This window comes from Saccharomonospora sp. NPDC046836, assembly GCF_040645195.1.
GTDB lineage: Bacteria > Actinomycetota > Actinomycetes > Mycobacteriales > Pseudonocardiaceae > Prauserella_A.
This window is the reverse complement of record NZ_JBEYXW010000001.1, coordinates 269,497-279,689: the sequence shown is the minus strand read 5'-3', so window position 1 is coordinate 279,689 and position 10,193 is coordinate 269,497. Positions and strand designations below refer to the sequence as shown.

At 69.4% G+C, this 10,193-nt stretch carries 8 protein-coding genes and 1 pseudogene; 6 read left to right on the top strand and 3 right to left on the bottom strand.

The features are described from left to right. Positions 1 to 64: 64 nt before the first annotated feature. The 3 genes and pseudogenes from ABZ863_RS01400 to ABZ863_RS01390 all read left to right on the top strand — a co-directional run. Positions 65 to 541 (top strand): annotated as a pseudogene (locus ABZ863_RS01400) (DUF222 domain-containing protein); the annotation flags it as partial. An 86-nt stretch (positions 542 to 627) separates the two neighbouring features. Further along, positions 628 to 921 (top strand): hypothetical protein, encoded by a 294-nt coding sequence (locus ABZ863_RS01395; protein WP_358530520.1) that lies wholly within the window; start codon positions 628 to 630, stop codon positions 919 to 921. A 490-nt stretch (positions 922 to 1,411) separates the two neighbouring features. Further along, positions 1,412 to 2,848: a DUF234 domain-containing protein gene (locus ABZ863_RS01390; RefSeq protein ID WP_358529570.1), complete on the top strand. Its 1,437-nt coding sequence runs from the start codon at positions 1,412 to 1,414 to the stop codon at positions 2,846 to 2,848. A 26-nt stretch (positions 2,849 to 2,874) separates the two neighbouring features. Here ABZ863_RS01390 and ABZ863_RS01385 read toward each other — a convergent pair whose 3' ends face one another. After that, on the bottom strand, positions 2,875 to 4,632 hold the full coding sequence (locus ABZ863_RS01385; RefSeq protein ID WP_358529568.1) for an ABC transporter ATP-binding protein: 1,758 nt from the start codon (positions 4,630 to 4,632) through the stop codon (positions 2,875 to 2,877). Next, a complete protein-coding gene (locus ABZ863_RS01380; RefSeq protein WP_358529565.1) occupies positions 4,629 to 6,302 on the bottom strand; it encodes an ABC transporter ATP-binding protein in 1,674 nt (557 codons plus the stop codon). The genes ABZ863_RS01385 and ABZ863_RS01380 overlap by 4 nt, the downstream gene beginning before the upstream one ends. Before the next feature lie 137 nt (positions 6,303 to 6,439). Between ABZ863_RS01380 and ABZ863_RS01375 the strand changes: the two genes are divergently transcribed. Genes ABZ863_RS01375 through ABZ863_RS01365 form a run of 3 tightly spaced genes read left to right on the top strand, consistent with a single transcriptional unit; the run spans position 6,440 to position 9,359 of the window. Then, on the top strand, positions 6,440 to 7,474 hold the full coding sequence (locus ABZ863_RS01375; RefSeq protein ID WP_358530468.1) for an iron chelate uptake ABC transporter family permease subunit: 1,035 nt from the start codon (positions 6,440 to 6,442) through the stop codon (positions 7,472 to 7,474). Further along, positions 7,471 to 8,526: an iron chelate uptake ABC transporter family permease subunit gene (locus ABZ863_RS01370; RefSeq protein WP_358529562.1), complete on the top strand. Its 1,056-nt coding sequence runs from the start codon at positions 7,471 to 7,473 to the stop codon at positions 8,524 to 8,526. The genes ABZ863_RS01375 and ABZ863_RS01370 overlap by 4 nt, the downstream gene beginning before the upstream one ends. Beyond that, positions 8,499 to 9,359: an ABC transporter ATP-binding protein gene (locus ABZ863_RS01365; RefSeq protein ID WP_358529559.1), complete on the top strand. Its 861-nt coding sequence runs from the start codon at positions 8,499 to 8,501 to the stop codon at positions 9,357 to 9,359. Before ABZ863_RS01370 ends, ABZ863_RS01365 begins: the two co-directional genes overlap by 28 nt. Here the strand turns inward: ABZ863_RS01365 and purU are convergent. Next, entirely contained in the window at positions 9,312 to 10,172 is an 861-nt protein-coding gene (purU, locus tag ABZ863_RS01360; RefSeq protein ID WP_358529556.1) for a formyltetrahydrofolate deformylase, read from the bottom strand. The two genes, ABZ863_RS01365 and purU, sit on opposite strands and share 48 nt — an antisense overlap. Positions 10,173 to 10,193: the final 21 nt, after the last annotated feature.

The following is a 10,193-nucleotide window of genomic DNA, read 5'->3' as shown; positions in this document are numbered from 1 at the left end:
ACAGTTCCCCCCACGGTCCGGGTATCATTGTCAACCTTGCTTGTAGTGCGCTACTCGGTGCGGTATGATGGGTCTTGTGGGGGATTCCTTGCTAGGCCAACAAATTCTGGCCCAGATTGAGGGTCTTAATCGGCTCAAGATGTGGGTTGATGCCTCGTTGCATCGGACCATCGACGAGCTCGATGACTTTCGCGGGCATGCCCCGGATGTCGCCGCTGAGTTGGCGTTGGTGCTCTCGGTGAGTGAGCAGCACGCTCGGCGGGTTCTGGATCTGTCTACTGCTTTGGTTCATCGGTTGCCTCGGACTTTGGCTGCTATGGAGTCCGGTGTTGTCGATTCTTATCGGGCTTCGAAAGTTGCCAGCGCTACGGCTTGGCTCAATGACGAGCAGGCTCGGGAGGTCGACCACGCCGTCGCCCCGAAGCTTGACGGTAAGAATCCTTATCAGGTGCGACGGGTTGCTACTTACTGGGCTTTGAAGGCCGATCCTGAGGGGGCTGCCCGGCGCGCGGACCACCGTCGGACTGAGAGGTCGGTGCAGTTGCTGCCTGGTGAGGACGGGATGTCCACGTTGCTCGCTGACCTGCCCGCTGAGGTTGCCTCCTCCGCCTACGCCGGATTGATCGGATGGCCCGTACCTTGTGCGGTGCCAACGAATCGCGCACGCTCGACCAACTTCGGGCCGATGTGTTCGCTGAGCTGTTGCTTGGTTCGAACACCGATGGGTCGGGGGCGAAGGCCGACGTCCACGTCTACGTTGATCTCACGACTCTGGCCGGGTTGAACGACGATCCCGCCCAGTTGGCGGGATACGGGCCGATTCCCGCTTCGGTGGCACGAGAGATCGCCGAAGAACCCTCCTCGACCTGGCGGCGGATTGTGACCGATCCTCTCACCGGGGCGCCGATCGACGTTGGGTGACAACGGTATCGGCCGCCGGCGGTCACCGACGAGTTCGTGCGGGTACGGGATCGCGAATGCCGCTTCCCCGGCTGCCACCGGCCCGCCCACTTCGGCGACAACGACCACCACACCCCTTGGCAGCAACGCGGCCGAACTAGTCCGTCCAATTTGGTCAACTACTGTCGTCGGCACCATCGATTGAAAGACCGGCCAGGGTGGACATACCGGCTTTACCCCGATACCGCCGCCGTCACGGTCACCACACCATCCGGCGCCACCTACACCAGCCGCCCCGAACCACTCCGCGACCCACCACCGTTCTGATATGGGGTGGCTGTTTGTCAAGGGGCAGGGTGATGTCCCCCGGCGAACTGGTTGTGCCGGGGGTGGGCCGGTCGGTGACAGGGGGTGACGTGGCGTCGGTGTGAGGCGCGTTCAGTCTGACATGGTCGATGTTACTAACATTTATGTTACTATCATCGATGATAGTTACTTTGGATGGTGCTTCATGTCGTTTATCGGGCGCTCCCGCGAGCTGGCATTGCTGAACCGGGCGCTGGAACGGAGCGCATCCGGCGGACGGGCCAACCGTCCTGGCCGCGCGATGCTGATCCGTGGTCGCCGCCGGGTCGGCAAGTCCCGGCTCGTCGAGGAGTTCATCGACCGGGCCGGCGTTCCCGCGCTCTTCTTCACCGCCTCGGCACAACCCGATCGTGAGACCGACCTGGCGCTGTTCACCGAGGCGGCGGCCGCCTCGGACCTGCCGGGAGCGGAGCTCTTCCGGGATCAGACCCCACGCTCGTGGGACGCGGCGCTGCGGCTGCTGGCCACAGCGCTGGCGGATGACCGCCCCAATGTGATTGTCCTCGACGAGTTGCCCTACCTGCTCGCCAACGATCCCGGCCTCGAGGGAACGTTGCAGAAGGTGTTCGACCGGGAGCTGTCCCGCCGACCCGTGCTCCTGCTGTGCATTGGTTCCGACCTGGCCATGATGGAGGCGCTCAACGAGTACGGTCGCCCGTTCCACCAACGCGCCACCGAACTGGTCATACCACCGCTGAGCCCAGCCGACGTCGCCGACATGCTCGCGCTGCCTGCCGCCGAGGCCCTCGACGCGTACCTGGTCACCGGTGGACTGCCGCTGATCCTCGACGAGTGGCCACGAGGTGTGACCGTGACCGACTACCTCACCGATGCGGTCGGCGATCCCACGTCGGCCTTGCTCGTCAGCGCCGAACGCGCTCTCGCGGCCGAGTTTCCCGTCGAGGTACAGGCGCGGCAGGTGCTGACCGCGATCGGTGCCGGGGAGCGGACGTTCGCGCGCATTGGCCGGGCCGCGGGCGGGTTGCCGCAGGCATCGCTCAACCGCTCGCTACGCCTGCTCACGACGAAACGGATCGTCGAGGCCATGGTTCCACTGTCGACCCGGCCGTCCAGGGACACCCGCTACACGGTCGCGGATTCCTACCTGCGGTTCTGGCTCGCGTTCCTCGGCACCCATATCGCCGAGATCGAACGAGGCCGCGGTGACCTGGTGCTCGACCGCATCACGGCGTCTTGGACGACGTGGCGTGGCCGGGCGATCGAGCCGGTGGTCCGGGAATCGCTGCGCCGCCTGCCACCCGATGTGCTGCCGGAGGGCACACGGGTCGTCGGCGGCTACTGGACCCGCACGAACGATCCCGAGATCGACATCGTGGGCGCCGACCGGGAACCGGTCGCCCAGGCCATCACAGTGGTGGGCTCGGTGAAATGGCTGGAACAGCGCCCCTTCGACCTGCGCGATGTGGCACGGCTGATGCGGCATCGCGCGCAGCTTCCCGGTGCCACCGACACGACCCCGCTCATCGCGGTCTCTCGAAACGGGGCGGGAGTCACACCGATCGAGGGAGTACAGGTGCTCGGACCGGACGACCTGCTGTCCGCGTGGGTGGAACGCGGCTAGCGATTGGCCGGTGCCAGCGCCTACGGTCAACCGGCGGTGGACCGGTGGTCCGACCAGGCCTGCCACAGCGCCGCGTAGCGGCCACCTGCGGCGACCAGCTCCTCGTGGGTGCCGGTCTCCACGATGCGGCCGGCATCGAGGACCACGACCCGGTCGGCGGCGGCTGCCTGCGTCAGTCGGTGGGCGACCACGAGTCCCGTCCGGCCTTCGAGCGCGCTCGCCGCCGCCTTCTCCAGCACGCGGGCACCCGCGCTCCCCGCCTCCGCGGTCGCTTCGTCGAGGATCACGATCGGCGGATCGGCAAGCACCAGCCGTGCCAGTGCCAGCTGCTGTGCCTGCGTGACCGTCAGCCGATGCGCCCCATCACCGACCACAGTGGACAGTCCATCCGGTAACGCGTCCACCCACGGCAGCGCCCCGACCCGGTCGAGCGCGGCGCGCAACCGCTCCTCGCTCGCCTCCGGTTCGGCCAGGCGCAGGTCGTCGGCCAGTGGTCCGGCGAACACGTGCACTTCCTGGCTGATCAGCACCACGGCCCGGCGGATGGCTTGCGGTCCCAGCTCGTCGAGATCCACACCGCCGAGCGCGATCGAACCGGCGGCAGGCCGGTGGATGCCGGCGATGAGCTTGGCCAGCGTCGTCTTACCCGCACCACTGGCGCCCACCAGTGCCACCCGCTCGGCCGGCGCGACCTCGAGGTCCACATCGCGCAGCACGTCGTGGCCGGTGACGTAGGCGTGGCCGAGGCCCGCGGCCTTGACCGACGCGTCCACCGGGACCGGCGGCTGGGCAGGCTGCCGTTCTGCGGGCAGGTCAGCGACTCCGATGAGCCGGGACAGACTGGCCGCGGCCGACTGCGCGTCGTCCACAAGGGCCAGTGCGGCGTTGATGGGATTGAACAGGCTGTGAAAGTACAGCGCGGCCGTCGTCGCCGTTCCGATGGTCGCGCTGCCGTTGCCCACCAGAACGAACCCGGCCACGAGCACGGCCGCCAGACCGACGAACTCGGCCAGGTTGAGCCGGGAGAAGAAGCGCGTCGCCAGCCGGGTCCCCCGCATCATGATGTCCACGACGTCCTGCGAGCGCTGCCGTACCCGGCCGAGATGTTCCGCGTCGAGGCGGAAGGCCCGCACGGTGCGCGCCCCGCCGACCGTGTCGAGCAGCTGCTGTTGCTGCTCGCCGTCCTTCACGCGCTGCGCGGCGTACAGCGGGATCGCGCGGCGAACATACCAGCGCATGGTCAACAGCTGGATCGGCGCGGCGAGCAGCGCCGCGAGTAGGAACCGCCAGTCCAGCACCGCGAGTCCGGCCAGCGTGAGCACGATCGTCAGCACGGACCGGCCCAGCTCGGGCAGCGCCTCACGCACCGACTTCGCGATGACGGCGACATCGCTGGTGACCCGCGAGGTCAGGTCACCGGAACCGGCCTGCTCGACGCGTTCCAGCGGCAGGCTCAACGCGCGCTCCACGAAGCGTTCGCGCAAGGTGGCCAGCATGCTCTCGCCGAGGCGCGACACGAGGGCGAGCCCCCACGCGTTCGCCGCGCCGCGGGCCAGCGCGACCACCACGAGCAGCACGATCGGCACTGTGAAGGCGGTACTGCTGTCGGCCACCAGGTCGACGATGTGCCCGAGCAGGGGCGCGGTGAGGAGCCCGATTCCGGTTGCGGCGGTCAGCACGCCGAACGCGCCGACCGTCAGAAGACGGTGCGAACGGAGCAGTTCGGCGACCACGGAGGCAGTGCGCCTGCCGGTCGCGGTGGGCAGCAGTTCGCGGTCGGTCACGAGAGCACCACCGATCGGTACCTGGGGTCGGCGTGGACCAGTTCGGCGTGGGTGCCCTCCGCGGTGATCGTGCCGCTGTCGAGTACCACGACCCGGTCGGTGGCGGCCAGCAGCGCCGGGCTCGTCGTGACGAGGACGGTCGTGCGGCCTCGCCGGATCTCGCGCAGCTCCGTAGCGATCCGAGCCTCGGTGACCGCATCGACTGCCGTCGTCGGATCGTGCACCACGAGCACAGGCGGGTCCGCGGCGAGCGCACGAGCGAGCGCGACGCGCTGCCGTTGCCCGCCGGACAGCGATCGCCCGCGCTCGGCGACCGCCGTGTGCACGCCGCGTGGCAACGCCTGCGCCACCTCGTCGGCCGCCGCCGCGGCCATGGCGCGATCCACGTCGAGGCTTCCGGTCACCACGTTGTCCAGCAGGCTCCCCTCGAAAAGGTCCGCGTCGTGTGCGGCGACGAGTACGGCTCCCCGGAGCTCGTGCGGTGGCAGTTCGGTGAACGGCACACCGTCCAGCTCCAGTGCGCCCGCCGCGGGATCCGCCTCGCGGGCAAGGCAGTCGAGCAGCTGTGCCGCGCACGCGGGATCGGCCGCCACCACGCCGAGCAGCTCGCCAGGTGCGATGTCGAGGTCCACGCCGCGCAGGCTGCCGTGGGTCAGACCACGCAGCCGCACCCGCCCACTGATCCGCTCGGGTACCGCGCGCGTCCCGGCACCCACCGCGGGCGGCGCCGACAGCACCGACGCGACCCGCTCCGCCGAGGCTCTGCCCTGCGCGAGCTGACTGTTGATCCAGGCGAAGATCTGGAACGGCCCGAGGAGGAACTGCGCGAGGCCCACCGCGGCGACCAGCTCGCCGACCGTGATCGAGTCCGCTGCCGCCAACTGTGCACCGACCAGTGCCACGACCGCGATGAAGATGCCGGTGAGGGCGAGGATCGCACCGTCGTGCCCGGCGTGGGCGCGCGCCGCGCGTAGTGTCGCGGCCAGCGACTCCCGGCTCGTCCTGCGATAGCGGGCGACCGCGGCGGCCTCGGCACCGATGCCCTTGAGCACGCGCAGGCCGGACACCAGATCGGCGGCGACGCCGGAGGCGTGCGCGGCCCGCTCCTGCTCGACACTGCTGCGCCGCTCGAGCGGCCTGCCGATCAGGTGCGTCAGCCACAGCAGCGGCGGGGTGCCCAGCAGGACGAGCAGTCCGAGCGGCACCGAGATCCGCAGCAGCAACAGGGCGCTGACCAGCAGCCCGGTGAGTGCGGCCACCGCGAACGGTAGCGCCAGGTTGACCACGCCGACCCGCTTCGCGTCGCCGGTGGCGATGTTGACCAGCGCGCCCGGCAGCCTGCCTGCCTCCGCACCGCCTCGCGGATCGAGCACCCGCTGGGTCAGCCGCAACCGGAGCGCCTGCGCGGCCTGTTCGGACGCGCGTTCTCCCGCGCGTGCGGCGAAGCGGTAGCTCAGTGACAGGGCGGCGAACACGGCGGCAAGCACGACCAGCCAGTGCACGAGCGCACCGGCCGACCCGGTGGAGACGGCCTGGTCGATCACCACGCCGACGAGCACGGGCACGAGCGCCTCGCCGCCCTGGTGCACCGATCCGAGCACGGCGGCGCCGCCGATGAGACGCCGCTGCCCGGAAATCGAGTCCCGCAGGACGTCCCGCCCCGTTGGCATGACTGGACCACCTCCGCAATTACGGAGGTTAGGCTATCTTAAGTTCGGCGCCGGCTGGTTCTGGAACGCGAACTTCGTCACGATGGACCAGCCCACACTTCTTCGGTTAGCCTCACCTTATGTCCGTCGCCCCGCCCATGCCGCAGCCGACCCATGTCGTGCGGCCGGGCCGGGCGTCCACCGCGGCCAGAACGGCCGGGCTGCTCGTCGCGGTCGGTGGGCTGGTGGTCCTCGGCCTGCTGAGCATCTGGCTCGGCTCCAAGGACATCCCGTTCACCTCGACGTGGAACGTGCTCTGGACCAACGACGGTTCCAACGATGCGGTCGTCATCCACGAGTACCGCATTCCGCGCACGCTGCTGGGCATGCTCGTCGGTGCCGCGCTCGGCGTCGCCGGCGCGCTCATGCAGGCGCTCACCCGTAACCCGCTGGCCGATCCTGGCCTGCTCGGCATCACTATGGGCGCGTCAACGGGTGTCGTGATATCCCTGGCGTTCTTCGGCATCTCCTCGGTACTCGGCTACGTCTGGTTCGCCTTCGCCGGTGCGGCGGTCGCCTCGGTGGTGGTCTACGCCCTCGGCTCGTCGGGCCGCCGCGACGCCACCCCGGAACGGCTCGTGCTCGCCGGCGCCGCGGTGACGGCTGTGGCTTTCGCGTTCAACAGCGCTGTGCTGTTGATGGATCCGGAGGCGTTCGACGAGTACCGGTTCTGGCAGGTCGGCTCGCTGGCAGGGCGGTACTACGGCGTGCTCGTTCCGGTGTTGCCGTTCATCGTTGTCGGCCTGGTCGTCGCGCTGCTGCTGATCCGCCCGCTCAACGCGCTGGCGATGGGTGAGGACCTCGGCCGTGCGCTCGGTGCGCATCCCGATCGCATCCGTGCCGGCGGGGCCATCGCGATCACGCTGCTGTGCGGTGCCGCGACCGCGGCGGTCGGTCCGATCGGCTTCGTCGGGCTGGCGGTGCCGCACATGGCAAGGCTGATCGCCGGCCCCGACCAGCGCTGGGTGCTGCCGTACTCGCTCGTGCTCGCGCCGCTGCTGCTCGTCGGCGCGGACATCCTGGGCAGGGTCATCCCGCCGACGGCGGAGATCCAGGTCGGCATCGTGACCGCCGCGATCGGCGTGCCCGTGTTCATCGCCTTGTGCCGCAAGCGAAAGCTGGCCAGCCTGTGACGCCCGTCGTGACAGGCCGGGTGCTGCGGACCCGGCGCGAAACGCTGTCCCTGCGCCTCGATGCCCGCGCGGTGTCGGTCTGCCTCGGCCTGACCGTGGCGCTGCTCGCCGTCATGGCCGTCACGCTCACCACCGGCACGTACCAACTGTCCATTCCGGACGTCCTCAATGCCGTCATCGGCCAGGGCGAGGGCGCCGCCGACTTCATCGTCAACACGCTCCGGCTGCCGCGCCTGCTGACCGCGCTGCTCGTCGGTGCGGCGCTGGCCGTCAGCGGCGCAATCCTGCAGACCCTCACCGCGAACTCCCTCGGCAGCCCTGACGTCATCGGCTTCAACAGCGGTGCGGCGACCGGCGCGCTGCTCGTCATCATCGTGTTCGGCGGTGGCATGCTCCAGGTCGCCGCGGGTGCACTCATCGGGGCCATCACCGCGGCCGCGCTGATCTACCTGCTCGCGTTCACCCGTGGCGTGCAGGGGGTTCGCTTCGTCCTCATGGGAATCGCGATCAACGCGCTCGCGGTCGCCACCAACTCGTACCTGATCACGCGCGCCAACCTCTACGACGCGCTGACGGCGCAGGCCTGGCTCGTCGGCAGCGTCAACAGCCGCGGCTGGGAGCACGTCACCGCTGCCGCGCTCGCGCTCGCCGTGCTGCTGCCCGTCGCGCTGTACCACGCGCGGTCACTCTCGATGATGGAGCTCGGCGACGACTCTGCCAAGGCGCTCGGCGTCGGCGTTCAGCGCAGCCGCGCCGTGTTGATCGTGGTGAGCGTGCTGCTGGCCGCGTTCGCGACCGCGGCGGCGGGGCCGATCGCGTTCGTCGCGCTCGCGGCTCCGCAGCTGGCCCGCAGGCTCACCCGCGCGTCCGCACCGGGGCTGGTCAGTTCCGCACTGCTGGGCGCGCTGCTGCTCACCGCGGGGGACCTCGCGATCCAGCAGCTCTTCCCCACGGCCCAGCTACCGGTCGGCACCGCGACCGGCTGCATCGGCGGGCTGTACTTGATCTGGTTGCTGGCGTCGGAATGGCGCGGAAAGGGCAGGTACACGTGACCCGGCTGTACGCGGAGAATCTGACGCTGGCCTATGAGCAGGCCACCGTGGCCACCGACCTCGGGGTCGAGATACCCGACGGTTCCTTCACGGTGATCATCGGCCCGAACGCCTGCGGTAAGTCCACCCTGCTCAAGGCGCTGGCGCGGATGCTCAGGCCCAAGACCGGCGGGGTGTATCTGGACGGCAGGCTCATCTCGGCGTACCGGTCCCGCGAGGTCGCGCGCAGGCTCGGCCTGCTGCCGCAGACGTCCATCGCGCCGAGCGGTATCACGGTGGGCGACCTCGTCGCCCGTGGCCGGTACCCGCATCAGAAGCTGCTGCGCCAGTGGTCGTCGGAGGACGAGGCGGTGGTCACCGAGTCGATGCGGCTCACCGGAGTGCTGGAGCTGTCCGATCGCCTCGTCGACGAGCTCTCCGGTGGCCAGCGGCAGCGGGTGTGGCTGGCGATGGTGCTCGCCCAGCAGACGTCGATCCTGCTGCTCGACGAGCCGACGACCTACCTCGACATCGCCCACCAGGTCGAGGTGCTCAACCTGTGTGCCGACCTGCACGAGGACGGCAAGCACACGCTGGTGGCGGTGCTGCACGACCTCAACCAGGCCTGCCGCTACGCGACCCACCTCATCGTCATGCGGCCCGGCGGTGAGATCGCCGCGCAGGGCGACCCTGGCGAGATCATCACCGCCGAGCTGGTGGCGGACGTCTTCGGCCTGCCCTGCAGGGTCATCGACGATCCGGAGACCGGCACCCCGCTGATCGTGCCCAACCGGCGGCGTAGGAAGTCAGAAGACAACGGTGCGGTTGCCGTGCACCAGCACGCGGCCCTCTAGGTGCCAGCGCAGGCCGCGAGCGAGCGTGACCTTCTCGATGTCGCGGCCCTTGCGCACCATGTCGGCCACCGAGTCGCCGTGGTCGACGCGGATCACGTCCTGCTCGATGATCGGTCCCGCGTCGAGGTCCGCGGTGACGTAGTGGCAGGTCGCGCCGACCAGCTTCACGCCACGCGTGTGGGCTTGGTGGTAGGGCCTGGCACCGATGAACGACGGCAGGAAGCTGTGGTGGATGTTGATCGCCCGCCCGGCCCAGGCCGCGCACAGCTCGGGCGGCAGGATCTGCATGAACCGTGCGAGCACAACCGCATGGGGATCGTGCTCGTCGACGAGCTTGGCCACCTCGGCGAACGCGGCCACCTTGTCGCCGGTGAACGGCACGTGGTGGAACGGAATCCCGTGCGCTCTGGTGATGTCGCCAAGCACCTCGTGGTTGCCGATCACGGCACGGACGTCGGCGTCCAGCTCGCCGGAGGCGACCCTGCCGAGCAGGTCATACAGGCAGTGGCCCTCCCGCGACACCATAAGCACGACCCTGGGGCGTTCGCCGGTGTCGTCAACGCGCCAGTTCGACTCCGCGCCAAACGACCTGGCGACCCCGGCGAAGCGCGCCCGCAGCTCGTCCACGTCGAAGGGCAGTGAGTCGGCGAGCACGACCTGGCGGGTGAAGAACCAGCCGGTGTCCGGATCGGTGTGGTAGGCGGCCTCGACGATCCACCCGCCTGCCTCGGCGAGGAACGAGGCGATCCGGGCGACGATCCCGGTGCGGTCCGGGCAGCCGAAGGTGATCACGTACTGGCGTTGCTGGGGCACGGTTTCCCATTCTCACGGGTC

Bases quoted from the DNA above. Each gene is read 5' to 3' on its own strand.
- ABZ863_RS01395 (WP_358530520.1), top strand. From the start codon at position 628: ATGGCCCGTACCTTGTGCGGTGCCAACGAATCGCGCACGCTCGACCAA.
- ABZ863_RS01365 (WP_358529559.1), top strand. From the start codon at position 8,499: ATGGCGCGGAAAGGGCAGGTACACGTGACCCGGCTGTACGCGGAGAAT.
- ABZ863_RS01380 (WP_358529565.1), bottom strand. From the start codon at position 6,302: ATGCCAACGGGGCGGGACGTCCTGCGGGACTCGATTTCCGGGCAGCGG.
- ABZ863_RS01375 (WP_358530468.1), top strand. From the start codon at position 6,440: ATGCCGCAGCCGACCCATGTCGTGCGGCCGGGCCGGGCGTCCACCGCG.
- ABZ863_RS01390 (WP_358529570.1), top strand. From the start codon at position 1,412: ATGTCGTTTATCGGGCGCTCCCGCGAGCTGGCATTGCTGAACCGGGCG.